Source organism: Pantoea sp. 22096 (genome assembly GCF_052045955.1).
Taxonomy (GTDB): Bacteria; Pseudomonadota; Gammaproteobacteria; order Enterobacterales; family Enterobacteriaceae; genus Pantoea; species Pantoea alfalfae.
Genome location: NZ_JBQEPW010000001.1, coordinates 1,942,303 through 1,967,447, shown reverse-complemented (window position 1 = coordinate 1,967,447; position 25,145 = coordinate 1,942,303). Strand labels below are relative to the sequence as shown.

Annotated in this window: 26 protein-coding genes and 1 tRNA gene; 16 read left to right on the top strand and 11 right to left on the bottom strand. The window is 54.6% G+C overall.

Annotated elements, in window-relative coordinates; genetic code table 11:
- Positions 1–11: 11 nt before the first annotated feature.
- Positions 12–224 (bottom strand): ribosome-associated protein YbcJ, encoded by a 213-nt coding sequence (gene ybcJ / locus ACTJKZ_RS09265; RefSeq protein WP_013357050.1) that lies wholly within the window; start codon positions 222–224, stop codon positions 12–14.
- Positions 225–1,091 carry a bifunctional methylenetetrahydrofolate dehydrogenase/methenyltetrahydrofolate cyclohydrolase FolD gene (gene folD / locus ACTJKZ_RS09260; protein ID WP_161732013.1) on the bottom strand — a complete coding sequence of 289 codons (867 nt, stop codon included), beginning with the start codon at positions 1,089–1,091 and terminating at the stop codon, positions 225–227.
- A 173-nt stretch (positions 1,092–1,264) separates the two neighbouring features.
- Between folD and ACTJKZ_RS09255 the strand changes: the two genes are divergently transcribed.
- The 3 genes from ACTJKZ_RS09255 (at position 1,265) to ACTJKZ_RS09245 (ending at position 2,608) form a co-directional block, all read left to right on the top strand.
- A complete protein-coding gene (locus tag ACTJKZ_RS09255; protein ID WP_222924399.1) occupies positions 1,265–1,768 on the top strand; it encodes a DUF1198 family protein in 504 nt (167 codons plus the stop codon).
- A gap of 94 nt (positions 1,769–1,862) precedes the next feature.
- Positions 1,863–1,939, top strand: a tRNA-Arg gene (locus ACTJKZ_RS09250).
- A 345-nt stretch (positions 1,940–2,284) separates the two neighbouring features.
- Complete coding sequence (locus ACTJKZ_RS09245; protein ID WP_285086219.1) at positions 2,285–2,608, top strand: hypothetical protein; 324 nt, start codon at positions 2,285–2,287, stop codon at positions 2,606–2,608.
- On the opposite strand, the gene ACTJKZ_RS09240 is transcribed toward ACTJKZ_RS09245, so the two are convergent.
- Together ACTJKZ_RS09240 and ACTJKZ_RS09235 are read right to left on the bottom strand one after the other, a co-directional pair.
- Positions 2,605–3,423, bottom strand: a complete 819-nt coding sequence (locus ACTJKZ_RS09240; protein WP_440829472.1) for a DUF4225 domain-containing protein — start codon at positions 3,421–3,423, stop codon at positions 2,605–2,607. The two genes, ACTJKZ_RS09245 and ACTJKZ_RS09240, sit on opposite strands and share 4 nt — an antisense overlap.
- A 544-nt stretch (positions 3,424–3,967) precedes the next feature.
- Entirely contained in the window at positions 3,968–4,294 is a 327-nt protein-coding gene (locus ACTJKZ_RS09235; RefSeq protein WP_440829471.1) for a SymE family type I addiction module toxin, read from the bottom strand.
- 513 nt (positions 4,295–4,807) lie between these two features.
- Here ACTJKZ_RS09235 and ddpX point away from each other — a divergent pair.
- Positions 4,808–5,389: a D-alanyl-D-alanine dipeptidase gene (gene ddpX / locus ACTJKZ_RS09230; RefSeq protein ID WP_440829470.1), complete on the top strand. Its 582-nt coding sequence runs from the start codon at positions 4,808–4,810 to the stop codon at positions 5,387–5,389.
- Between the two features lie 169 nt (positions 5,390–5,558).
- Here ddpX and ACTJKZ_RS09225 read toward each other — a convergent pair whose 3' ends face one another.
- Complete coding sequence (locus ACTJKZ_RS09225; protein ID WP_003854080.1) at positions 5,559–5,795, bottom strand: DUF2171 domain-containing protein; 237 nt, start codon at positions 5,793–5,795, stop codon at positions 5,559–5,561.
- Positions 5,796–6,150: 355 nt separating this feature from the next.
- Between ACTJKZ_RS09225 and ACTJKZ_RS09220 the strand changes: the two genes are divergently transcribed.
- The 4 genes from ACTJKZ_RS09220 (at position 6,151) to ACTJKZ_RS09205 (ending at position 9,661) form a co-directional block, all read left to right on the top strand.
- Positions 6,151–6,747 carry a DUF1349 domain-containing protein gene (locus tag ACTJKZ_RS09220; protein WP_440829469.1) on the top strand — a complete coding sequence of 199 codons (597 nt, stop codon included), beginning with the start codon at positions 6,151–6,153 and terminating at the stop codon, positions 6,745–6,747.
- Between the two features lie 96 nt (positions 6,748–6,843).
- Positions 6,844–7,863, top strand: a complete 1,020-nt coding sequence (locus ACTJKZ_RS09215) for a DUF481 domain-containing protein (protein ID WP_222924384.1) — start codon at positions 6,844–6,846, stop codon at positions 7,861–7,863.
- Positions 7,864–7,964: 101 nt separating this feature from the next.
- The gene (locus ACTJKZ_RS09210) at positions 7,965–8,930 is read left to right on the top strand and encodes a magnesium and cobalt transport protein CorA (RefSeq protein WP_222924382.1); all 966 of its coding nucleotides are present in this window, start codon (positions 7,965–7,967) and stop codon (positions 8,928–8,930) included.
- Between the two features lie 497 nt (positions 8,931–9,427).
- Positions 9,428–9,661, top strand: coding sequence for a hypothetical protein (locus ACTJKZ_RS09205; protein ID WP_222924380.1), 234 nt, complete (start codon positions 9,428–9,430; stop codon positions 9,659–9,661).
- 7 nt (positions 9,662–9,668) lie between these two features.
- On the opposite strand, the gene ACTJKZ_RS09200 is transcribed toward ACTJKZ_RS09205, so the two are convergent.
- Positions 9,669–10,598, bottom strand: coding sequence for a lipid kinase (locus ACTJKZ_RS09200; protein ID WP_161732033.1), 930 nt, complete (start codon positions 10,596–10,598; stop codon positions 9,669–9,671).
- 168 nt (positions 10,599–10,766) lie between these two features.
- On the opposite strand from ACTJKZ_RS09200, the gene ACTJKZ_RS09195 reads away from it, so the two are divergent.
- From ACTJKZ_RS09195 to ACTJKZ_RS09185, 3 genes are all read left to right on the top strand, one after another.
- Positions 10,767–11,039, top strand: coding sequence for a cupin domain-containing protein (locus ACTJKZ_RS09195; protein ID WP_161732035.1), 273 nt, complete (start codon positions 10,767–10,769; stop codon positions 11,037–11,039).
- A 12-nt stretch (positions 11,040–11,051) separates the two neighbouring features.
- A complete protein-coding gene (locus ACTJKZ_RS09190) occupies positions 11,052–11,477 on the top strand; it encodes a DUF4186 domain-containing protein (RefSeq protein WP_161732037.1) in 426 nt (141 codons plus the stop codon).
- Between the two features lie 138 nt (positions 11,478–11,615).
- Complete coding sequence (locus tag ACTJKZ_RS09185; protein ID WP_161732039.1) at positions 11,616–11,933, top strand: hypothetical protein; 318 nt, start codon at positions 11,616–11,618, stop codon at positions 11,931–11,933.
- Positions 11,934–11,997: 64 nt separating this feature from the next.
- On the opposite strand, the gene ACTJKZ_RS09180 is transcribed toward ACTJKZ_RS09185, so the two are convergent.
- Positions 11,998–13,236 (bottom strand): AI-2E family transporter, encoded by a 1,239-nt coding sequence (locus tag ACTJKZ_RS09180; protein WP_161732041.1) that lies wholly within the window; start codon positions 13,234–13,236, stop codon positions 11,998–12,000.
- Positions 13,237–13,588: 352 nt separating this feature from the next.
- On the opposite strand from ACTJKZ_RS09180, the gene ACTJKZ_RS09175 reads away from it, so the two are divergent.
- On the top strand, positions 13,589–13,918 hold the full coding sequence (locus tag ACTJKZ_RS09175; RefSeq protein ID WP_222924375.1) for a hypothetical protein: 330 nt from the start codon (positions 13,589–13,591) through the stop codon (positions 13,916–13,918).
- A 14-nt stretch (positions 13,919–13,932) separates the two neighbouring features.
- Here the strand turns inward: ACTJKZ_RS09175 and ACTJKZ_RS09170 are convergent, their stop codons facing one another.
- On the bottom strand, positions 13,933–17,694 hold the full coding sequence (locus ACTJKZ_RS09170; protein ID WP_440829468.1) for an NAD(P)-binding protein: 3,762 nt from the start codon (positions 17,692–17,694) through the stop codon (positions 13,933–13,935).
- Between the two features lie 579 nt (positions 17,695–18,273).
- Here ACTJKZ_RS09170 and ACTJKZ_RS09165 point away from each other — a divergent pair.
- Positions 18,274–18,966, top strand: a complete 693-nt coding sequence (locus ACTJKZ_RS09165) for a DUF421 domain-containing protein (protein ID WP_161732047.1) — start codon at positions 18,274–18,276, stop codon at positions 18,964–18,966.
- Here ACTJKZ_RS09165 and ACTJKZ_RS09160 read toward each other — a convergent pair.
- Positions 18,963–19,715, bottom strand: a complete 753-nt coding sequence (locus ACTJKZ_RS09160) for a GNAT family N-acetyltransferase (RefSeq protein WP_260057659.1) — start codon at positions 19,713–19,715, stop codon at positions 18,963–18,965. The genes ACTJKZ_RS09165 and ACTJKZ_RS09160 overlap by 4 nt on opposite strands.
- Before the next feature lie 188 nt (positions 19,716–19,903).
- On the opposite strand from ACTJKZ_RS09160, the gene ACTJKZ_RS09155 reads away from it, so the two are divergent.
- Positions 19,904–20,110 carry a hypothetical protein gene (locus ACTJKZ_RS09155; RefSeq protein ID WP_161732051.1) on the top strand — a complete coding sequence of 69 codons (207 nt, stop codon included), beginning with the start codon at positions 19,904–19,906 and terminating at the stop codon, positions 20,108–20,110.
- 65 nt (positions 20,111–20,175) lie between these two features.
- On the opposite strand, the gene ACTJKZ_RS09150 is transcribed toward ACTJKZ_RS09155, so the two are convergent.
- Complete coding sequence (locus tag ACTJKZ_RS09150; RefSeq protein ID WP_161732053.1) at positions 20,176–21,369, bottom strand: zinc-dependent alcohol dehydrogenase; 1,194 nt, start codon at positions 21,367–21,369, stop codon at positions 20,176–20,178.
- A 150-nt stretch (positions 21,370–21,519) separates the two neighbouring features.
- On the bottom strand, positions 21,520–22,110 hold the full coding sequence (locus ACTJKZ_RS09145) for a hypothetical protein (RefSeq protein ID WP_161732055.1): 591 nt from the start codon (positions 22,108–22,110) through the stop codon (positions 21,520–21,522).
- Positions 22,111–22,473: 363 nt separating this feature from the next.
- Here ACTJKZ_RS09145 and ACTJKZ_RS09140 point away from each other — a divergent pair, with 363 nt between their 5' ends.
- Positions 22,474–23,760, top strand: coding sequence for an HAAAP family serine/threonine permease (locus ACTJKZ_RS09140; protein WP_440829467.1), 1,287 nt, complete (start codon positions 22,474–22,476; stop codon positions 23,758–23,760).
- A 221-nt stretch (positions 23,761–23,981) separates the two neighbouring features.
- Entirely contained in the window at positions 23,982–25,079 is a 1,098-nt protein-coding gene (locus ACTJKZ_RS09135; protein ID WP_440829466.1) for an ABC transporter substrate-binding protein, read from the top strand.
- Positions 25,080–25,145: the final 66 nt, after the last annotated feature.

Here is a 25,145-nt window from a genome sequence, read left to right as displayed (position 1 = left end):
ACGCCTGAAAATTACTCGACGACAGTGATGCGAAAACCAGCAAATTCCACAGTCTGACCGGCAACGATCTTGCAGCGCTTACGGGTCTCTACCGCGCCATTGACCTTCACTTCACCCTCGGCAATCACGACTTTCGCCTGTGCGCCGCTCTGAACCCAGCCTTCCAGCTTCAGCAGGTCACACAGATCGACGTGCGGGAATTTACCCAGTGAAAAACTTGCCATTTAAACGTCCTCTTTATCGTGAAACTCTTCGCACGCCTGCAGCGTGTTTTGAATCAGTGTTGCGACTGTCATCGGTCCGACACCGCCCGGTACCGGGGTAATGTAGGATGCGCGCTCTGATGCGCTGTCAAAATCAACGTCGCCCACCACTTTGCCGCTGTCCAGACGGTTAATGCCCACGTCGATGACGATGGCACCCGGTTTAATCCAGTCGCCCGGAATAAAGCCTGGCTTGCCCACCGCAACGACAAGCAGATCGGCATGCTCAACGTGATGGCGCAGATCTTTGGTAAAGCGATGGGTCACGGTGGTGGTGCAGCCCGCAAGCAGCAGCTCCATGCTCATCGGACGACCAACAATGTTAGACGCACCGACCACCACAGCATTCAGGCCATAGGTGTCGATGTTGTAGCGCTCCAGCAGCGTCACGATACCGCGCGGGGTGCAGGGACGCAGGGTTGGCGCACGCTGGCACAGGCGGCCAACGTTATAAGGGTGGAAGCCATCAACATCCTTATCTGGCGTGATGCGCTCCAGCACTTTCACATTATCGATGCCCGCTGGCAGCGGCAGCTGCACCAGGATGCCATCGATTTCAGCGTCCTGATTGAGCTTATCGATCAGCTCCAGAAGCTCAGCTTCGCGGGTGGTGGCAGGCAGATCGTAAGAGCGGGAGTGGAAACCGACCTCTTCACAGGCGCGGCGTTTGCTGGCCACATAGATCTGCGATGCCGGGTTTTCACCCACCAGAACCACGGCCAGACCTGGCGCACGTTTTCCGGCGGCCAGACGCTGCTTTACTTTTTCCGCAACCTCAACGCGCACCTGCTGCGCAATCGTTTTACCGTCAATAATTTTTGCTGCCATCAGAGAGGAAATCCACTGTGTTGTATTGAATCGGGGAAGGGGGCTATTTTGTCAGAAGCGTGGGCTGCTGTCAGTCACAGTTTCAGCCGCGTATGCGCTTTCCGGCTTTTTCGGCGCGACGAGTACCTGCCTCCATGCGTATGATATCTGCAGGACAATCCGGGGACGATGTAATGATTTGGATAATGCTTGCTACGCTGGCGGTGGTGTTTGTCGCTGGATTTCAGCTGCTCACCGCTGGCTCACGCCATGCCGCTCAGCGGCTCAGCAAACGGCTGCAGCTGCCACCGGTACAGGTGGAATCAATGATCTCTATGATGGGGAAAGAGGCGGCGAAAGAGTTTACCGACTATCTCAGCAAGGATAATGAAACGCATCTGCATAACGGCGCAGCGGTATTGCTGATCTGGCAGGTGTTGATTGTTGATGGCAGCGAAGAGAACAGCCAGCGCTGGCATGCGATTCTCAGTCGTGCCGGTTTTCCACCGCTTATCAGCCGCCAGCAGTTGCTGCTCGCGCTGGGCTTTCTGCGCCAGCTGGAGCCGGACAGCCAGGTGCTGCACGCACTTCGTGAGCAATACAATGCGCGTTTCACCTCACAAGGGATTGAGCTGGAAGGAGAATTTACCGGCACCAGTAAACTTGTGTCGCTCAGCGAATGGCGCAGGCGCCACTGACGTCAATTGGTCATTACCGCAGCACTTCGCTGCGGAGAAACGGCAAAAACGTTGACGTACCCGCTTCCCGACGTATAATCCGTGCCATCTCCATGCGCCCTTAGCTCAGTTGGATAGAGCACCGGCCTTCTAAGCCGTAGGTCACAGGTTCGAATCCTGTAGGGCGTACCAAATTCTCTTCTGCATTGCATCCCGAGACTCACTTTTGCTTAACTCTCAGAAGCATACCTCAACGTTTTGCTCTTATTCTTCTCCACGAAATTAATTGTCATCAGTACTTTCATGGCGTTTTGAACAGGGCTTTGATTTTTCGAGGCTTATGATGTGTTTGTTGTTTATCCTGCTGTTTATATTGAGCGCTATTATATTTTGCGCTTTAGGATTTCAGCTTGATTTTCAGGCAGAGCCTGCATGAGTGAGTAAGCATTGATACCAGAGCAAGCCAGTTGGTTAGCATGCGCCGGGTTCACTGTGCTATATTTCGCACGTATCGCAACGTTATTCAGGATGAATCAGATGAATGAATTTGAGCAAGAACTCTACAATAACGGCTTCTCTGCTAAAGACATCGGTAAGCTGAAGAGCATCATTAAAAAAGACGAATCAAAAAAAGATACACTCCAAAGCCTCGTTATTGATCTGAGTAAACGCTTCTGGGGCGGAGTCATTGCTCTTGTTATTTTGATGCTTATTGGATTGGATGGCATTTTCAATGCGGATGCTTCAAATGCCATTCCATATATTATCGTTCTGACGTTTGCATTCCTTGTGGTCTATTTTGTGACTCCACTGAACCTCTCCTGGAAAGCTAACAGGTTTATCAGAAAAACCAGAGGTTAGTTTTGTGCAGGGCTATTTTGCATATGGTATAGGTTCATACCTACTCCAGTTCCCTTATAGGCTGCTCCAGCGCCTTTTAAAGCAAGTGCTGGTTTACTCATAACCTGAACTTTTCGGTAGTAGTCAGTTGGCAGATATTTGTAAAGCCTCCATGCTTCTGGCTTTAAAGTCAGTTTGAAAATACCATAGTATGAGGTTGTCAAATCAACTACCTGATAGGCTAACAATCCGATTCGTTTATCAAAGCCAAAAAAATCTGCAACATCTTCATATTTATCTCTTATTAGGTTTGATGGGTGGGCAACACCGCTGAGTTTTCCTATGCTCTCAATTCCTGATCCCACTCCATTCATCACCAGTGTTGAACCTGCCACAATACCTAAAATATTACCTGTAGTGACAGAACCTGCAATCAGACCGACTCCAGCCACAATCTGTAAGCCACTCAACACTACGCCAATGCCATTGATTACATACCCAATGACCTTTTCGTGGTCATGATAAAACTGCACGGAAGACGATATAACCGCTTCACCCGTTCTGAGCATTCTGGCCTGAATCCTGAGCTGCTGGCTTTCCTGCTTCAGATTCTGAATGCACTCCTGACACTGCTCGTCAGAATTCGAAGTACGAATCGTATGGAGCTGGAGACGAGCGAACTCGCGCACCTCATCCTGAAATTTTAGTCTTACAAGCGCATCCTTAAGATGAAATTGAGAAAGTGAAGTAGCTATGTTAACTAAATGATTAGCTTCCAGATTTGCCATCGTCAGAAAGTAGTTTGAGAGTCTTTTCGTGTCCCAGTAGTTGTCCATAACAGTGCCTCTGTAAAAATTCGGTCTCACTAACGTGATTTTCAGATCCTAAAATAGCTGGAGTTGCAAAGGATCTCAAATTGATGCATGGCATACTTGCGACACTGATCCACTAAACGAAAGTTCACTACAGGGTGGGATTAAGGCCGATAAGGCATAAAACAGATCCCAGATTCAACTGTGGCCTGGGCAGGAAATGCGCACCCATACTTTAATTTTAGCTGTTCCACTAACATGATTCGCGAAATTGTCCGGAAACCGGGTATATGGAAAAGGTTGCATTGAATTATGAGAAAATCACACACCTTTATAAAGACGGTAATCTGCTGGCACATGATGCCTGGAATGAGCGTCCCACAGCATAACTATTGAGGTATTTTCTGGATTAACTGATCTTTTTAGAAAAAATGGTGATTGCTTTAGAATGAATGTTGAATATTAGCGATAGATAACACCATTTAAATAGTGATTTGCACACTTATCATGTGACAACCTCAATCTGCCGCTCCCCAACCCGAAGCGGCATCCTTTCACCTCAACGCCATTAACCCGCAACCACACCCGACAAAGCTAGAACCTGCTTCTGTTTCTTTGCAGGCAGCTTATTCAGCTGCGCTAAAGCATTAACCAGTTGCTCATCGACAGGCTCGGGTGGCTTCACGGTCAGCACAATACGGCCCTCTGTGACGTTCACCTCAACTTCAGTGCTGGTGGTAAATCCGGCGGCTGCCAGCCACTGGCCTTTCATAATGATCGACGGAATACGGATATAGTCTGGATACCGGCTGGCGTAACTCACCGTTAATTTACGCCGGGTAACGGAAGGGGCTTCTGGATTTAAACCAACTGCATTACACTCTGACTCAGTCATGATCTCTATTCCTTGAAAATAGGGTTGTGATTAGCGATGCAGAGGTGCTCCAACACCTCTGCATCGCGCTAAATACCTGTACATATAATCAACTAATACGAATAAAGTCCAGCTGAAAATCGATGTAAATCAGCGAGTTTTCTCACAATTAAAACGCTATTATTTGCGGCGCAGATCGTAAAATAAAGTAATTAACTGCAACACGAAAGCTAATGCAAAACAGAGTGCCGATTTGTATATGGCATAAATAAAATAACGATTTTCACCTGACCACGTTTAATTATAAAGCGCCGTAGATCCTGACGTCATCGGACTGATTATCTCGCTCATAACAATTCCTGAAACCATAAACGCTGCCAGCCAGCATCCGGAGTAAACAAACTGCCACACCCTGCCTAGACTCAAAAATTAAAGACACTTTTTTTCCTCCCGCCGCAGTGCCATGATAACCGCCTCATAACTATCTTCTCCGGCCAGCCCGCCACAGAGCACATAAACAGGGAGCACTTCATCATGGAAAGTAAAAATCTTGTTGATATTGCTGAGGCCTTTCCTCAGTTAGCCATCGACCTGAAATATGCCACCGCCGACAACCTGACCGGACAGCCAATCTACCGCGATGCGCGCTGTCTGCTGCACGTTGATGCGGCAAAAGCGCTGGCGAAAAGCATCGGGATTGCAAACGTGGCGGGCTATTCACTGCTGATCCTCGATGCGTACCGGCCACCTGCCGCGCAGGCAATCCTGTGGCAGGCCTGCCCGAATCAGGACTATGTCGCACCGCTGACGCGCGGATCAAACCACAGCCGCGGCACCGCAGTAGACGTGACGCTTATCGACGAGCAGGGCGAAATCGTTGATATGGGTACCGGCTTCGATGAGATGAGTGAGCACTCCCATCCTTATCACCCTGCGGTGCCCGTTCAGGCACAGCGTAACCGTCTGATGCTTAATGCCATCATGCTGGGTGGTGGCTTCACCGGCATTGCGACCGAATGGTGGCATTTTGAATTGCCCGGATCAGAAAGCTATCTGCTGATCGACGACGTATTTGGCTGTTATTCCTTACCGCAGGCAGAAAATATCAGCCTGTGAGAAGACAGAACAGTTTGGGTATATTCAGGGGAAATGCAGAAAGCGTTGTTTCTTCATCAAATGCAGAAGGGCAGAGCGATAAAATGAGCGGGTTCGGGCAGGGTTATAAGCAAAAATAGCGTAACGCGCAGAAAAGAAATAAGCCGTGGCAGATGCCACGGCTAATGTTTTATGCAGACTGCCACTCACTTTCAACATCCGCTTTGGCTTTAGAAAGGATGACTTTATTATCATCAACCTCTTTCACCCAGCTGAATGGAATAATGTGGTGTTTGCCGCCTGCTTCAGGATCGCTTTTCGCCAGCTTAATTTTGTCGTCGCCTTCGAAATGGTCAACAATACCGACATGTTCGCCATTCACATCAACAACCTGCGCGTGATCTAAAATTTCTGATTTATCTACCATGGTGGCTTAATCCTTATATTTAATGAGTTCAGTTGCCCTCAGACAAAACAAGTCTGGTTGTTAAATGCGATTTGCGCCAGGCTATTAACAAAATGAAATAGTTGAGTGAGCTGGACCTGGTCGCTGTTATTTATTTCCGGCAGAAGAATAAAAGGCATATAAGCGAAACCGCTAACGGAACCGGCGTGTCTGCCGCCACGGGTCTGCTGACCTCACTGCCTGCCACATCGGCATCATCAGATTTGCCGCAATCGTCTGCCGCCCGTTCACCAATCAACGCTATGATAATCAGGTCAATCGCCACGCCGCAGATCGGCCAGAACGCGGGCGGTTTAACTTACCCAAAGGAGTGCCTATGACAGCAGTCAGTTCCATTACCGCTGAAGGTAGCGTCTGGATTAATCAGCCGCCGGTACACAGTCTGGATGGCGATACGCTGAGGTTTGAAACCGCGCTGAACAGCGATTTCTGGCAGCGTACCTGGTACGGTTTCGAACGGCACAGCGGCCACGCTTTTGGCTTCTGGATGGAAAACGACTTTACCGTTCAGGTGCAGGTGAGGGCGGATTTCAGTCAGCTCTACGATCAGGCTGGTCTGTTTATTCAGGATAGCGAAACGCACTGGGTTAAGGCGGGCATTGAGTTTAACGATGATCAGCCTGCCATTGGCAGCGTAGTCACGCGTGAGTTTTCCGACTGGTCTACCGGTGTTTTTCCCGGTGATGCGCGTCAGTTCTGGCTGCGTGCCACGCTGGAAAAGGCGGTATTACGAATCCAGTACTCCACCGACGGCCTGACCTGGCCACTGTTGCGGCTCTGCCCGTGGCCGGGTCAGACGCGGCGTTTTGTCGGCGTGATGGGCTGTTCGCCTGAACGCGAGGGGCTGGCGATCCGTTTCAGCGATTTCACGCTGGGTCCGCCGCTCGGTAAAGCACTGCACGACCTTTCCTGACCTCATTGCATATCATCGCGGAATCCGCTTAATTGTCAGGTCCGAATTTACGGTGACGCGTCGTCCGAACCGAACGACGCCTTTACAGGGAAAGCTATGCGTTGCGCCACCTTATTGACCCGGCTGCTGGTCATCTTCTGCTGTGCCGGATGGGCAGAGCAGGCCGCAGCCGATACCGTCTGGCTGAATAATGGCGATCGACTGACTGGCACGATCCGCTACCTCAGCGACGGCAAGCTGGCGATAGAGACACACTACGCAGGCACCGTCACCCTGGCGTGGAATGCGGTCAGTACGCTTGCCAGCGACAATCCAGTCAATGTCGAAAACAAAAAGACCGGCGAACACTATCAGGTGCGGCTCTCTTCGTCCGATCCCGGTTATGTCTGGGTGGAACGCAATGAGCAGGAGCAGCAGGTCTCCGTCAGTCGCATCGATGAGTTTATGAAAGCCAAAGTGCGCAGCGATCAGCTCGCCTGGACCGGCAATATCGATGCCGGTGTGAAGGTCAAAAAAGCTTCGACGAAAACTGACGACTACAGCTTTGCGCTCAACACCAAACTGAACAAGGGAAAATGGCGGCACGACATCGGCGCGACCTATAACCGTGAGCAGGAAAATGCGAGCGTTAACACAGATAACTACAGCCTGCGCTACGCCTTCGACTATCTGGTCAGTGAGCAGTTCTTCTGGCAGACCCGCGCGACCTACAAGCGCGACTGGGTGGAGAACCTCTCACGCCAGGCGCTGCTCGGCACCGGCCCCGGTTATCAGCTTTGGGACACCGAACTCAGCGCGTTCTCACTCTCCGTGCTCGGCGGGGCCTTTGAGTATGGCTACAGCGACGATCGCGAAGAGCGGCACTTTGGCGGCTCGCTGCGCTGGAACTATCAGCGCTATCTGCTGGGTAAGTCGGTCACGCTTTACAGCAATGGCGATGTCGGCCATTCGCTGGATGATGACGGCGTATTTATGCTGGATGCCGAAGTCGGGCTGCGCTACAGCCTGACGTCGTGGTCAACCCTGCACCTTGGCTATCATCGCAATCTGGTCAGCGGCATTCCCGATACCCTGAACGAAGGCATTTTCTCCACCGGATTAGGCCTGAAGTGGTAAGCCGCTGATAGTGGAGTCGCAGCAAATCCTTACTGTTTTTATCCGGTTACAGGCCCGGCTTTAGCTAAGCTGCATGTACTGTCATAACGGGAATGCAGAAGATGATCGTAAGCAGCAGGGTGTATCGTCCGGGAAGTGCGGGCGAAGAGGTCGACGTCGAAGATATCAGTGAAGTGATCAAAGAACCGGAAGCGTTTATCTGGCTCGGGCTGTGGCAGCCAGATGCTGAATTTATGGCGAAAATTAAAGAGGAGTTCGGCCTGCACGAACTGGCGGTTGAAGATGCGCTTAATGCCCACCAGCGCCCTAAAATTGAACATTACGGTGACTCACTCTTTATCGTGGTCAAGACGGTATGTGCGAAGGATGACAGCTGCGAACTGGGCGAAACCCATTTCTTTGTCGGAAAAAAATTCCTGATCAGCATCCGTCACGGCGCATCTGAAAGCTATACCCCGGTGCGGCAGCGGGCGTGTGAAAATCCGGCGCTGCTGAAGTTTGGCCCAGCCTGGCCGCTCTACTGCCTGCTCGACTTCATTGTCGATCGCTATGCCGCGCTCTCTACCTCGCTGAATGAGCGGGTGGGGCAGATGGAGAACGATCTCTTCACCAGCGAATTTGACCGTAAGTCGGTTCAGTCGGTCTACACCATGCGACGTCATCTGCTGTCACTACGCAATGCAGCGCAGCCAGTGGAAGAGATCTGTAATCAGCTTATCCACCTGCATGAAGATCTGATCCCGCGTCCGCTGCGCGCCTATATCCGCGACGTGCAGGATCACGCCCGTCATGTGGTGACCGACGCGGAAGATATGCGCGAGATGCTGACCAGCGCCATGCAGGTCAACCTGGCGCTGGTGACGGTGCAGCAGAATGAGGTGGTCAAAAAGCTGGCGGGCTGGGGCGCGATCCTGGTGATTCCGACCGTGGTGTTCAGCATGTATGGCATGAACTTCGAACATATGCCAGAGCTGAAGTCGCTGTATGGCTATCCGCTGGCGGTTGGGCTGACGCTGCTGGCCTGTGGCGGGTTGTGGGCTAAACTGCGACGCTCTGGCTGGCTGTGATTGTCGTCTGGCAGGGGCGGATGCCGGGGCGCCTCATCCAATCCTGATACGGCGTCATCTCGCATGCTTAATGCAGCTGCCCGTGTGTGTACCTGATGCGCGCAAAGACGACCATCATTAATTCTGACGACGTGCTGGAAGCGTCACAATCCTGGCGCGATTTGAACGGATGAAACAGGCTGCGATGACATTAAAACGTTCAACGTTCTGTTATTCCGAAGACAGAAGCGCCGGGGATTGATTACAGCGTCTGAGTTGAATGGATTACGTCAGACCAGTGCCTCCGGTAACAGAAGCGCGGGCGTCATTTACCGACATTTGCCTGTCAGGCAAGGCTCCAGACGCCGCAACGATGCTAACCGGTTGACGCTGCGCTTGTTCTGCCGCTTCCCTTGTAATCCTGTGAATTTGGTTCAGACTCAGCACTCTATTCATGTTTTATCATCAGAGCTGGCCTGACTCCCAATCAGCGTTATGCTTTCACAGTCAGGATCAAAGTGAATGAATTTACGAGTTTTACCTTCTATCCGGTTACCGGCTGGCATATTGGTCCCCTGAAATCACATCGGGCACTGGTACTGAAATTCGGTTATATCGACCCCGACGCCCCGCGAGAACAGGGCCCGCAGGAGACGTTGTTTCTGGGGCTGACCCTTGAAATGGCGAAGAAGCTGGCCACCAGTCTTTCTGAGCATATCGACTACGCTGAAAAAAACGGCATCGGACACTAGTTTCTTATTACTCACGCTGGTTACAACGCCTGCTGGCGGGCTGGTATATCGCGCTGTCGCCTGGGGCATAAACCTGTAGCGCACGGGCGATTAGACGGAAATGTGCCGGTGTCTGGCCGATAATCTCGCCGTCTGCATTGATGTAATGAGGACGGCGCGTTTCAATGGTCAGTTCCGTGGTGCTGAACGCCCGCACATCGCGCCAGCGGCCATGCGTGCCGCGCCGCAGAAAGGGCAGCAGCGCAATCAATTGCCAGCTGTGCTGCAACTCCAGGCTGTAGACATCCAGTAGCCCATCGTCGGGTGCTGCGCACTGTTCCACCGTCATGCCACCCCCGTAGAAGCGCCCGTTGCCTACCGATACCTGAACCGTTTTGATCGGTATCCGCTGACCCTGATGCACCAGCGTGGCGCTGAACGGACGGCTCTGCCGCAGCAGCCGCAACGCTGCCAGGGCATACCCGCCCACACCCCAGCGTTTTTTCGATTCCGCCGTAAGGTTACGCGCCAGCTCTGCCGAAAAGCCGATGCTGCAGACGTTGAGAAACAGGTGCTGATTCACTTCCCCCAGATCTACGGCGCGCCACTGCCCGTCTGCGATAATTTTCACCGCCTGTTCAAGGCTGGCGGGAATGCCCAGCGTACGGGCAAAATCGTTGGCGGTGCCCAGCGGTAAAATGCCCAGTGGCAGGCCAGTCTGCATCAGTCCCGGCGCGGCCGCGTTAAGCGTACCGTCGCCACCGCCGACGATCACGGCATCGACGCGACCGGCATACGCCGCGATGAGCTGGCTGTAGGTGCGGGTCTCATCCTCGTCCGGTTGTAGCAGGGTGAAACCAGCCTGAACCAGCAGCGTCTGCGCCCGACTGGCCTCAATGCGTCCTTTTCGTGAGCGCTGATTAATCAGCAGCAGAGCCGTTCTCTGAGGGTTAGACATACTTTTACGTCATCCTGATGTCAAAATGGGGAATGAGACGGCAAGTACAGCATCGGCCTGACCCGTGAACAACCCTGTTTGCGCGACTTTACGTACCCGCTCCGTGCCATAAGCGGCGATAAAGATCGTCTACACTGCTTAGGGTCAGTTCCATATTGAGGAGTTGCAATGACCGAACACGAATTCAGAAAATTGTTAGCCGAACAGGGTTTTGATGAGCCACTGCTGATTGAGCGTGCCGCATCAGCCCAGCTTGATAATCACGTCCATCCTTTTGAAGCGCTGGCCCTGATTCTCAGTGGTGACATCACCATCAGTACCGAGCAGGGCGACACGACCTATCATCCCGGCGAGACGTTTCACCTGCAGCCGAATGAACTGCATCGCGAAGCGTTCGGACCACAGGGCGTCAGCTATCTGGCGGGGCGTAAATATGAGTAACTGGCAATCAGTATGAACGTGTCTGACGATCTGTTTACCCGACTGGCACGTTCGCCGTTTCGTCAGCGCTTTCGACTGGGACGCGCTGAGTACGATTATGCGAGCAGCAAAGGCGAGCCGGTTTTACGACAGCACGCCGCAGAGTTTGTTGCACAGCGGCTGGCGCCTGCTCAGCCAGAAAATGATGGCAAACAGACGCCGATGCGCGGCCATCCGGTGTTTATCGCCCAGCACGCCACCGCGACCTGCTGTCGTGGCTGTCTGAACAAGTGGCACAACATCGGGCAGCATCAGCCGCTGAGCGCTGAGCAGCAGGATTATGTCGTGACGGTATTACTGGCGTGGATCACCCATCAGATGCAGCAGCCAGCACCGCCCGCCCGCGTGAGCCGGAATAAGCCGAAACCGGACGACGATCCGCAGCTGGCGCTCTGGTAATGGATAAAAAAGCTACAGTCAGCGGCTTTTTCTGGTGAAAACTGGCCCTTTTTCATTCCTGGTTTATTCTTAAATCTTTCCTGGAAAGACTATGCCAGGATTAAAACCTACACGGCAACGATGAATACAGAGGGAATTATGAAGAAATCAATTATTGCACTGTCTGCTATTTTGCTGGCCTCGCCAGTATTTGCTGCTACCACCACAGATAACACCGTTGCGGAAGCGCATAAAGGCGCTGATACTGCGAAAGAAAAACTGCATCAGACCCAGAACGAAGGCAAAGAGCTGAAGCTGAAGTCTGAGCATGCCGCTGAAGGCAAAAGCCACACTACCGGTAGCAAGATCACCGAAGGTGCTCAGCAAGGCTGGCACAAAACCAAAGAAGGCACTGAAAAAGGCTGGGATAAAACCAAGCAGGGTGCTGAAGATCTGAAAAACAAAGCGACCAACTAAGACGCTGGTTTTCAGGTTAAAAAAGAACCCACCGGAAGGTGGGTTTTTTTATGGCTGATCCAGATTACGCTTTGTTGTCCGCTGCCTTTCTTTTTGCGGCTTCTCTTTCCGCCGCGGCTAACGCTGACACTTTGATTTCCGCTTCAGCGGCCGCATCGGCTGCAGCAGAAGCGGCTTCCGCTGCGGCTTCTGCCGCTGTCTCTGACTGTTTCTTGCCTTCTTCGATCACTTCTTCGTCAATGACTTCAATATTTTCGCGGTTATCGCGGCCGGAGAGCAGATTCCAGCAGGCGATAAACAGAGCAGCAATGACCGGACCGATCACGAAACCGTTAATGCCGTATATTTCCATGCCGCCCAGCGTGGCGATCAGGATCATATAGTCAGGCATCTTAGTGTCTTTACCGACCAGCAACGGACGAAGGATGTTATCCACCAGACCGACAATCACCACGAAGAAACCAACCAGGAACAGCCCTTTCCACAGTGCGCCGGTGGCGAAGAAGAAGATTGCCGCAGGCACCCAGATGATAGCGGAACCGACCGCCGGAATCAGGGAGAGGAACGCCATCAGCGCGCCCCACAGCAGGCTGCCATCGATGCCGGTAAACCAGAACGCCAGCCCGCCGAGAATACCCTGCACGATACCGACCACCACAGTGCCTTTCACCGTCGCGCGCGCCACGGCAGCAAACTTTACCATCAGGTGATGCTTCACGTAGGTAGAAAGCGGCAGCGCTTCCAGAATCAGATGCACCAGATAGGAGCCATCTTTCAGCAGGAAGAACAGCAGATAGAGCATGATGCCAAAGCCGACGGTGAAGCTGAACGTCCCTTTACCGATGATAAAGGCACTGCCCGCCACATACTGACCGCCCTTAAGCGCAAACGAGGAGAGCTTCTGCTGAATCTGTGCGGCGTTATCCAGATTATTTTCAGCCAGGAAATGCCTTGCCCAGCGCGGCAGATGCTGCAGCAGATCGGCGAACACGGCCGGGAACTGCGACGAATTGGTCTGCAGCTTGTGATAGACCGCGTTGGTTTCAACCACCAGCGAGGAGGCAATAATCGCCAGTGGCGTGAAAACAATCAGGCAGATGCAGAACAGGGTAATTAAGGCGGCCACGCCGTTGCGGTCACCCAGTCGGTTGCGCAACCAGGTTTTCAGCGGATGGAAAATCACCGCCAGAATCGCCGCCCATAAAATTGGCGAGAAATAGGGCGAAAGCACCTCGAAAAACGCGACGGTGGCGATAGCCAGAATTAAAATGAAAAACCCGATGTTCAATCCTTTAAAACGCATGGAGAAACCTCATCTGGAACAAACTCTGATAAACCCGACGCGCAAATTTGCTGTGTCCGGCTTCGCTTGCGCGGCTGCCTTGTCACAAATTAACGCTCAGGCTTTGCTCGTTAAATACTGCTGATGGCAGCATCATGCTGGCTAACTCTCTGAAAGGTCTGGCAGAAGTGATGAACGGGCAATGTGCGTTCGCTGCGTGACTTCCGGTCGGTAGCGGGCTGCCTCTGACTGCAGCGCGCTGAATCCTACATTAGCGTAGCGGTTTCGACCATTATTGGTAGCTCAGAGACTCATGATCTCTGTGTATGTTGCCGATAACCCTGTTAATCGGGCAAAAAACAGGCAATGAAAAATGTGTAAACAGAAAGTCTTAATGGGACTACTGGTGCTGGTGTTAACCGGCTGCGCAACCAAACACTATCCACAAGCGGCTGCGGTGACGCCGCAAGAGACAGCGACGCTGAACTGCAACGTCCTGGATCAGGAGCTGAGTAAAGCGTACAGCGTGCAGAGTGATATTGAGCAGACCGGCCAGTTTAATGCTCTGACCGTGCTGGGCTTTGTCGGGGATTTCGGACTGGGCAATGGCATTGCAAAATACAATGCCACCCGGAAAGTGGAAAAGCGGGTCACTGCGTTGCAGTCGCTGAAAGCCGCAAAGTGCAGCCAGCGTCTTTCATAACGGTCGGCGTCAGATCAGCCAAGCGTCCCTGCGCTGACATGTTGCAACTGGACATTTTCGGCCGCGCGTTTACCGGCCAGGAAGGCGTGATCCGAGTTGTAATATTCCCACTCGCTGTAACGACCCGACAGATGGATATCCTGGGTCAGCAGCCACTGGCGGATCAGCGCCACGTTATCGCTGCGCGCATGGTCATAGACCACGTAGGCGTAAGGCATATCAACCTCAGATGCGCAGAGCAGCGGATCGTCCGCGGTGATCATGCCGACCCGGATGCAATCCTGACGGCAGCGCTCAATCAGCGCATCGCCCTGAAGCGGCAGCGGATTAGCCGCGTTGTAAGTGATTTCACAGGTTAAGCCGAAGCCGCCCGGCGGATTGCAGTGCGGACTGGCATTACCCTGCACAAAAATGCGATGAAACAGCGTATCGCCAGGATAGTAAATCCAGTGTTTTTCAGTCAGGTCAGCCCGGCCAATGCCCAGATTCACACAGCGCACCGACACAAACTGCAGCTGCTGCGCCGCCAGCCGGACGCTCTCCGGCACTTCATCACCCATCAGCTTAATCAGCTCCGGCAGCGGCATGGTGCTGATCAACTGCTCATACCGGTAGTGGCGACCATCCGCCAGCAGGGCGACATGCGCCTGCGGGTAAATGCGGGTCAGGGTGGTGTCCGTTTCCAGCGTACATTTCAGGTGCGGTAAAAAGCCCGACATCAGTGCCTGGAAGCCACCGCGCAGCGGATAGCCGAAACGGGCATTTGGGCCGACCGGTTTCGCCAGCGGTTGCAGCGCACCATCAATGATCTGTGACAGATCGGGCAGCGGCACGCGTCCGCCCAGCCACGACGTTTCCATGTCGGTCAGCGGCACTTTCCACAGTTTCTGGTTATAGGGCAGGGCGAAGTGACGCGCGATGCCTTTACCCCAGGTGCGCATAATGAAATGCTGGAAATCCTCTTTGCCCTCCACGGCAGCGAGACTGCTACCCTCATCGGGGATCGCGCCATCTGCACAGCAATCCCGCCGCGCCCGCGCCCGATCCAGTGGCACGGCAGCCGCCGCGGTTTCGCCGTAACGCGCTTCGATAGCGCCCAGCACGCACTCTTTTACCACCCCGACCGGCAAGCCGTGCAGCGCTGACTGGAAGGGATAACGGGTATAAACACCGTCGCTGTAAACCCAGGCTTCGCGCGCCTGCCAGTGCAGATTGTCGCCCAGCAGCAGCTCATAGAGCTGCAACACGTAGGGATCCTGCGAGAACATGATGTGACCGGCATAGTCGAAGGTGAACCCCTGATCGTCAATCGATCGGCACCAGCCGCCGGGCGTGCTATTTTTCTCCAGCAGCACCGCGCCTTCGCCATAGTGATACCCGGCGCTCAGACCCGTCGGTCCGGCGCCAATAATCAGGCAGGGCACCGCATCGCTCTCCAGCATCGCTGGTGTGAGTGGCATGACATCAGCCTGCGCGCGGGCCTGACTGGCAGACTTCAGTGCGGGCTGACGCTGCGTCAGCGCCTGCTGGATCAGGCCATGTATCTGCTCTGCGGTGCGATCCCAGGAAGTAACATCCACTTTGGCCTGCATCCGTCCCGCCAGCGCCAGCCGTTCTGCGGCACCGATCGCCATTGCCTGTTCACAGGCGGCAATAAATTCCGCGTGCGTCTCTGCTACCGCCACTTCCTCAGCGTAGTGGCGCGCCACATCGACAATGGCAGTACTGACAATCGGCAGCTGCGCCGCCATATACTCCAGCACCTTGGTCGGGGAGATGTAGCGGGTCGAAGCATTAATGGCAAATGGCATCAGACAGACATCCCAGCCCGCCAGAAACTGCGGCAGAGCCTGATAGGGCTGCTGACCGAGCCAGTGAATATTGTCGCGCTGCGGCAGGCTGGCAGGATCAATTTTCACCACCGGTCCGACCATAATGATCTGCCATTCGGGATGGCTGTCTGCCAGCACGGCTATCAGCGGCAGGTCGATACGCTCATCCAGCACGCCGTAATAACCCAGACGCTGCGACGGAATGGCATCCTGTAACGGATGACGATTCGTGCGATCGCGCGCCTGTTCAAAATGAATGGCATCAACACTGCTGGGGAAGCAGTAAACCTGAGCGTGTTTGTCACGCTTCGCTTCATAGAGGCTGGAGCCGCCGGTAAAGACCAGATCGGCGCGGGTCATCAGCGCAGATTCGCGCTGCTGCAGCTGGCGTGGCGCATTCTGGAAGGCTGAAAGCTCATCCATACAGTCGTAAATCACCAGTGCCGGATCAAACGGCGTCAGCAGCGGCAGTGCCATTGGCGTATAGAACCAGATCAGCGGCTGTTCGCCCTCCTCCAGCAGCGGCGTCAGCAGCAGCAGCAGTGGGGCGATCTGGCTGTCGTGAAAGCCGGGCGCGTCGCTGTCGGTGTGCGGCTGAATCACCGTGATGTTGGCGGCAGGCGAACTCTGATGCAGACCTGGTGGCCCCGCCTGCCAGACCGGCTCCTCGACAAACAGCACGCGATAGTGCTGTGCCAGTCGTGTCAGTAGCTGCTGCGGACGCTGAAAAACAAAACCCCAGCGTAAATGGCTGAAAACGATAAGAACAGGTGGTTTCATGGTGTGCTCCTGGCTGGGATGTAATGGGGACTGGATGTGCTGCAAAAAGCGCTGCGCCTGGCGCAAGGCGTCAGCATAGGGCTGCTGTAACTGGCGGGCGTAAGGATCGGTGCCGAGTAGGTCAAGATCCCACAGGCCGCTGCGGGTCCAGAAGGTGGTCTCTTCCCACAAGGGACGATCAAGAATCGGATAGAGGCAGATGCCGAGCAGGTCCGCGCCCGCCAGCTGCGCCTGTGCAACCTGTGTGGCGATCTCACGGATCCAGGCGCCGCGGCCGCTGCCGACGTGGCTGGTTTCTGCGAGCAGCAGCGGCCGCTGATAGCGCTGCCAGACCTGCAGCAGCAGCTGATGCAGCGGCTGGCGTCGGCGGTCGCCCAGATGCCAGTAAAGCCGCCGGTTGGAACCCTGTTCCCACTGGTTGTCGTGGTAGTAATTCACGCCAATCAGATCGAGATAGCGGGGTGCGCCGCCCAACTCCGGATTGCGGCGACCACTGAGCATGTCCCACGCCTGATACTGGGTGTCACACATCTCACGCGCCAGACGGTCGCTGTCGGAATCGGCGGGATCGGGCGCGATATGGATCAGCGGATCGCAGTGCAGCACACGGGCGCGCGGATCGGCCTGCCAGATCGCATCACAGCCAGCCAGGGTAGCGCGCACCAGTTGCTGCTTGGCGGCATCGGCCCGGGCCGGCTCCGGGATCGCCTCACAGGCGAACAGCCCGACCGAGATGCCCCAGCTGACAAAGGAGATCTCATTCATCGGGGAGTAGATCGGTGCCTGCTGATACCAGGGCGCCAGGAAGCGGGCCAGTGCGCCACAGAAGGCAGCGAAACGGGGGACAAAGTCGTGATCAAACAGGCTGACACCCGCGGGCCAGCCGTAGTGGCAGATTGTCCAGCTCAGCTGAATACCCTGCTGCTCTGCTGCCTGAATCCGTGCAGCGACCGTGGAGAAATCATAGCGGCCGTCGCGTTCACATAGCCGCCAGCCGACGCTTTCGCGCACCGTGCGAATGGCAAAGGGCCCCAGCGCGGCATAATCCTCTGCCGCGCGCGCCTGATGCTGGTTCAGATCGTTCATCGACAGCGCAACACCAGCCGGATTAATATGATCAGCTCCTTCGTAGCCGGCCTGCCAGAAACTGGAAAAGGGCGTCATGGCATCTCCCGAAAAAAAAGCAACACGCTTCCCGCTGACGAGCCGTCGCGAAACGGGTCAGGGCGTTACAGGTATGCAAAGCAGACTGGCGATCCTTGCCATAAGTCACAGACGCTAAATTGCAGGCAACAGAGCCTGTGACGGTTTGGATGCGTGAGATAGCAGAACTAAACGTGCGGCGCTATCGGCAGGAAAAAGAGTGGCTTCTCTGAATGTTAACGAATTTTGCGGAAGCCTTACTGGAAAGTATAGGCAGGGAGGGGTTATTCGCAACTTATTGAAGTGAAGAGAAAAAAGCGCAGCGGCAAAAGTCATCCATTCAGAAACAGGAATTTTTAACTTTTGTTTATGCTGTCGGATTGATAAGCGAGGCGTGAAGAGAGTCAACACTATTTTCAGCTTTGTTAACCTTTTCCTCAACATGCAGAGCAGACAGACTTACCTGTTTTAGCGTTACTGCTTCGCTTGCCTTTTAACGGACTGGCGACAAGATTTACTTATTGCTGGCCTGAATCTGCGGGCTATTAACGGGCGGCTGGTTAAGCGGCGCGCCGCTTAAAACAGGATGTTTAACCGACTATGTTCTCATTCGACTGGCACCGTTTCTTACTTAACGACCAACCGGCCACCTTTTTGTTTGAGGTGGTGGCGCGGGTCCTGATCGCTTATCTGGTGGTTTTTACGTTTCTGAAAGTCTCAGGACGACGCGGCGTGCGTCAGCTGTCGCTGTTCGAACTGGTGGTGATCCTGACGCTGGGTTCCGCGTCCGGTGACGTCACTTTTTATGATGATGTGCCGGTGCTACCGGTCATTATGGTGTTTGTGGTCCTGCTGACGCTCTACCGCTTCACCACCTGGCTGACGTCACACAGCCCACGCTTTTCGCGGCTGATTCAGGGCGACGTCATTACCCTGATTAAAGACGGATTGTATGTGCTGGAGAGCCTGGATCGGCTGAATATTTCTGAAGATGAGTTCTTTATGGAGTTGCGGCAGAGCGGTGTGGAACATCTGGGGCAGATCAGGCTGGCGCTGGTGGAGGTCGATGGTCAGCTCAGCCTCTATTTCTACGATGACGATGAGATGCGCGCCGGGTTAAGCGTACTGCCCCCAGAGCACCGGCAGGATTACAGCACTGTACCGATCAGCACGCTCTATGCCTGCACCCATTGCGGCCAGACGCAGATCATTAAGGCTGAGCAGCAGGCAGTCTGCCCGCGCTGTCAGCGACAGCGCTGGTCTGCAGCACTGACCGTGCGTCGGCTGCATTAATCGCCCGTATCCGCTCCGCGCTCAGAACTTGTCGCGTTTGCATCCGCCGGGTTAACGTCGGCGAAGCAGGCGCTGAGCGGGCGCTTTTGCTGTCCCCCGGCAGCGAAATTATCCGCACTCAGCCAGGCACTCAGGGCGCGCTGAACATCCGGCCATTCACGGTCAATAATTGATAGCCAGTCGGTATCGCGATTACGCTGTTTACGCGTCATCACCTGACGAAAACGGCCCTCAAAGCGGAACCCCAGCCGTTCTGCTGCGCGTCGTGATGCGATATTGGTCGAATCACAGCGCCATGCTACCCGCCGATAGCCGCGCGAGAAAGCCTGTTGCAGCAGCAGATAAATCGCCTCGCTGCCGATGACACTGCGCTGCATCAGCGGCGACCAGGTGACGTGACCGATTTCAAGCGTGCCATGTCCCGGCTCAATGCTGGCGAAGCAGACCACCCCACAGGGCTGCTGATTTGGCGAGCAGACCGTGAAGGGCACCAGGGCCTTATCCGCCACTTTATCTGCAATCCATTGCTGCATCTGCGGCAGGGAGGCGGGCCGCTCCGCGCTCAGCCAGGTCCAGTCGCGATCATCCGGTGCCAGCATAAATGCCTGCAATAGCGGTTCTGCATGATCGATGCTCAGCGGCAGGAGAAGGCAGTACTGACCCGTGAGTGGCATACAGGGGGGCCTTGTGACCGGTTGCCAGTCGGGCAAGGCCTCACCGACCGGCTGATCAAACTGATTGATGTTCAACAACATTCTCCTCAAAGAATACGGACGGTATTCCGGAAAACGTATGATGCCGGGCTGACTGGCTATCCGGAACCGCGGTTAAACCCGTCGCAGCTTGTTCCCGCTTAACACATAACTTTGCCTGTTACTGACAGAAAATGAAAACCCTTCGGGCAGCATAGCGACACCGTTACTAAAGAGGTGTGCGTATGAAAGTGAGGGCGGCCAGTGCATTACTGTTTTTACTGTTGTCATTTGGTGCATTTTCACAACAGGTGATCAGCGAAAGTCATCCTCATTCACGCAGTGCGCGACTGCTGGAACAGGGGAGTCAGGTGGATACGGCGGACTCGCCGGATGAACATCTGCTGGAGAGGCGGGAGTGGCGAAGCAGCCTGCAACGCAAGCCGTTCTGAGACGAGAGCCCCGGCGTAAAACAGCCGGGGAGCCAGGGGTGAAGCGTTACAGACCCGTTGTGAAATTATATTGTGGCCTGTGTCGCTGCCATGCCTGGCACCAGAATCACCTTGCGGCACTCCTCTTCGCGTTTGGCAAAAATATCGTAGCCGCGTGCGGCATCTTCCAGCGGCAGATGATGGGTTACAATCTCTTCCGGCGTCAGATGCCCCTGCTCAATCAGCTTCAGCAGATCCGGCAGATAAGCATGCACATGCGTCTGTCCCATTTTAAAGGTCAGCCCTTTGTCGAAGGCATCACCAAACAGGAAGCCATGAATGAATCCGGCGTAGACGCCTGGTACGCTGACGATACCGCCACGCCGCACTGCAGCAATACACTGACGCAACGCTTTACCACTGCTGCCTTCCAGCTTGAGATTGGTGAGCACGGTTTCAGTCAGGCTCCCTTTCGCCTCGAACCCGACGGCATCGATCACGGCATCCACACCGCGATTGCCGGTGCTGTGCTCGATAATCCAGCCAGCCGGGTCATCGATCTCATCGAAGTTAATCGGGATGACGCCGTAGCGATCGCGGGCAAAGTTTAAGCGGTAGTTGTTGTGGTCAATCATGTAGATCTGCTCGGCGCCCTGCTGCCGGGCGCAGGCGGCACTGAGCAGGCCAACCGGTCCGGCACCGAAAATCGCCAGGCTGGAGCCGGGTTTAACTTCGGCATTTTTGACCGCCTGCCACGCGGTGGGCAGAATGTCCGACAGGAACAGCACTTTCTCATCTGACAGTACCGACGGCACTTTAAACGGGCCGGTATTGGCTTTCGGCACCCTGACATACTCCGCCTGTCCGCCGGGCACACCGCCATAGAGCTTGCTGAAACCAAACAGCGCCGCGGGCGGCGTGATGTTCTTGCGGTTCAGAATAGCGCCCCGTCCGCTGTTGGTATTTTCACAGGCGGCATACTGGCTCATCAGGCAGAAAAAGCAGTCGCCACAGGCGATCACAAACGGAATGACTACCCGATCGCCTTTGGCGACGGCAGTCACTGCGCTGCCCGCCTCAACCACTTCGCCCATAAACTCATGACCAAAAATATCGCCATGCCCGGTGCCTGGAATTTTGCCGCGGTATAAGTGCAGGTCTGAACCGCAAATGGCGGTGGCGGTCACGCGCAGGATAATGTCATCGGCCGCTTCCAGACCCGGGTCGGGCACATTATCCACGCTGACTTTATGGGGGCCATGATACGTTAATGCTTTCATCTGTTGATCTCCTACTGACGAGGAAAGGGCAGCCAGACCAGAAGGTATGGCTACCTGCGAGGAAGACTCAGGGAATCTGAAATCGAAACCTGCCTGAAGTGTAGTAATCCTTTGAAGAGTAAGCAGAGCGGTGCTGAAGGCGGGGCGCTTTCAGACCGGCGGGCTCGGGGACGGCATCTGAGCTGTGGCGGTGTTGACGGGCAACGCATCCGGTTGCCAGCCGGTAAGATCAGCCAGTGCGCGCCGGTAAGCGGTATCGATTTGCGCCGGAACCTGTTCAATGTAGTGAAACGCGTGCTCACGTGTTTCGCCGGTAAGATTCTGCAGGTAATGTCGCGCGTCATCCAGTGTGGGGGTCAGGCCTTCGACACGCGCCATGCGGGCAGGCAGATCGGTCCAGATCAGACCTTCAATGCCTTTGGCCTGCGCCCACGTTGCCAGCGGTCCGGCTGAGCTTTCTGTCACCGTCATCATGCCGACGCCATCGACGCGGCTGTCCGGTATCCCTTCCCGAATGCGCAACGCGCGGCAGGCGCTCTCCAGAGAAGCGGTGTTCAGCCAGGCCCAGAACACCGGCACCGGGCGGGCGTTGAGACAGATCGCCGTTGATAGTTCCCCGCCGTCAGCGATGCGCACAAACTCAATTGGTACGGCAGGTCCATCATGATGCCACTGACTGGCCACCGGCAGTGCGCCAGGTTTCCAGATTAACGATCCCCATCCCAGACAGGCAATTTTCATTCTTTTCTCCTGTGTACCTGTCGGCATAATCGCGACAGCGTCAGTTAAAGCGTAGTCCGTTACGCTTAATCGTTACAGGGATCACCTTTTCAGGGGCAGTAAAACGGGCGCAAAAATGGCATGATCGCCGCGCAGTCACTTTGCACAACCTGACGGTTTTTTCAGCAATCCATGCGTGTTTATCTTCGCGGCTTGAACTTTTATCGTCAGGTAGTGTAAAAAGTGGCGCACGCAATCGATTACCTATGCGCGGGTGGATCACTTTTACGCTTCACCGATCCGTCTGCAGCTGAGGCTGAGCGGGGCATACGTTTATCTGCCTGACGGCTCAGGTTACTGGCGGCTTTTAACACGGACTATCTGATGAAAACCACGCAAACTGGCACGCTGGGCGCGCTTGAGAGTGACGTCGATACGGGATGGCGTAAAACCGACACGATGTGGATGCTGGGTTTATACGGCACCGCAATTGGAGCCGGTGTGCTGTTCCTGCCCATCAATGCCGGTGTCGGCGGGCTGATCCCACTGATCATTATGGCGGTGCTGGCCTTTCCGCTGACCTTCTTCGCGCACCGCGCCCTGACACGCTTTGTCCTTTCCGGCAAAAATCCGGCGGGTGATATTACCGAAGTGGTCGAAGAGCATTTCGGCGTCGGCGCGGGCAAGCTGATTACACTGCTCTATTTCTTCGCCATCTACCCGATTCTGCTGATGTACAGCGTAGCGATTACAAACACGGTTGAGAGCCTGATGGTGAACCAACTCGGTCTGGTGCCGCCGCCACGTATGCTGCTGTCGCTGCTGCTGATTGTCGGCCTGATGACCATTGTGCGCTTCGGCGAGAAGATGATCGTTAAAGCGATGAGCGTGCTGGTCTATCCCTTTGTGGCGGTGCTGATGCTGATGGCCTGCTATCTGATCCCGCACTGGCATGGCGCTGCACTCTCTACCCTGAACGTTCAGCCTGCGGGCAGCAGCCTGTGGATGACGCTGTGGCTGGCGATACCGGTTATGGTCTTTTCGTTTAACCACTCACCGATCATCTCCTCCTTTGCACTGGCAAAGCGCGAAGAGTATGGCGACGCCGCTGAGAAAAAATGCTCGCGCATTCTGGCCTGCTCACACCTGATGATGGTGGTAACGGTGATGTTCTTTGTATTCAGCTGCGTGCTGAGCCTGTCGCCTGATGATCTGCACGCCGCCAAGGCGCAAAACATTACCATTCTCTCCTATCTGGCGAACCATTTTCAGGTGCCGATGATTGCCTGGCTCGGGCCGCTGATTGCCATTGTGGCGATCACCAAATCGTTCCTCGGCCACTATCTGGGAGCGCGTGAAGGGTTTAACGGTATGGTCAATAAGGCGCTGCGCAGTCGCGGTAAAACCATCACGCCCGCCAGACTGAATCGCCTGACGTCACTCTTTATGTTGCTCACCACCTGGCTGGTGGCAACACTGGACCCGAATATTCTCGGCATGATTGAGACGCTGGGCGGGCCGGTGATTGCGATGATCCTGTTCCTGATGCCGATGTATGCGATTCAGAAAGTCCCGGCAATGCGCAGGTACAGGGGTAAAATCAGTAACCTGTTTGTGGTGCTGACAGGTCTGATTGCTATCTCCGCGATTTTCTATTCGCTGGTGAAGTAACCGATCACTCAACAGGCGCTTCTCAGCGGTATTGAGAGGCGTCTGCTGTTCGGCCCGCTACCCGTCATTTTCTCCCTGTATCGCCTCCCTGTTTTAGCCTGCCGCCACACAGCAAACCCTCTCCGTCAGACGCATCTCGTCAGCAATATTTACATTTGTTACTTTTTCACATGGTAGAGTTAACGCGAATAATTATTATTCCTTTAAAGGACAGGAGAAAAATGAAAATCGGGATTGTTGCTGCCACCACGCTATTGCTGTCAACCGCCTGCGCGGCGACCACCTATCCGGTCACGGTGACCGACATGGATGGTCAGAAAATTACGCTGCAAAAGGAGCCGCAGCATGTGATTTTGCAGGATGGACGCGACGTGATGGCGCTGGCCTTACTGGATCGACAAAACCCGTTTCAACGGGTGGTCGCCTGGAACAACCTGCCGAAAAAGCAGGATACCCAGACCTGGGACCTGCTGAAGCAGCGCTGGCCGCAGGCGGCATCGATTGTGGATATGGGCTTTAACGATCAGGGGCAGGTCAATCTGGAGAGCGTGCTGGCGAAGCAACCCGATCTGATGATTGCGCAGCTGCGCGCTAAACCGGCACTGGCGCAGTCGGGCGTGCTCGCGACCCTGAAAAATCTGCATATTCCGGTGCTGTTTCTGGATGATGAGCTTCATCCTAAAGAGAACACCCTGAAGAGCGTGAAAGTGTTGGGTACCGTTCTGAATCGCGAAACCGAAGCGAAAGCCTACGCTGATTTTTATCAGCAGCGCTGGCAGATGATTCAGCAAAAGATTGCCCAGGTGCCGCACAAGCCGACGGTATTTATTGAACCGATTGCCGGTAACAGCGATAACTGCTGCTTTACCCATGGTCATAACGGCTGGGGCGCGCTGGTGGAAGCGGTCGGCGGGAAAAATATTGGCTCAGCGCTGCTGCCCGGCAGTTCAGGTTTTGTGTCGCTGGAGAAGATTATTGCCATGAAGCCGGACGTGTACATCATGACCGGCTCGAAGCGTCCGAACAGTAACGTGCTGCCGTTTGGTTACGGTGCCAGTCAGACCGACGTGACCGCCACTTTTAATCGCCTGCAGAGTCGCACCGGCCTGGAGCAGATCGAACCGGTGAAACAGAAACGGGTTTATGGCGTTTATCATCATTTCTATAATCACCCATACAACATCATCGGTATGGAAATTCTGGCAAAAGATCTCTATCCGGAACTGTTCCGCGATCTGGATCCGACGGCCGATTTCCACCACATCGTAAAACAATTCACGGGATTGCCGGATGCGCCAGTGATCCTCAGCACGCCATAACCGGGTAAAGCATCGGGGTGCGTTTCAGCACCCTGACGTTGAACAGGTTTTAACGGGGCAGCCTGA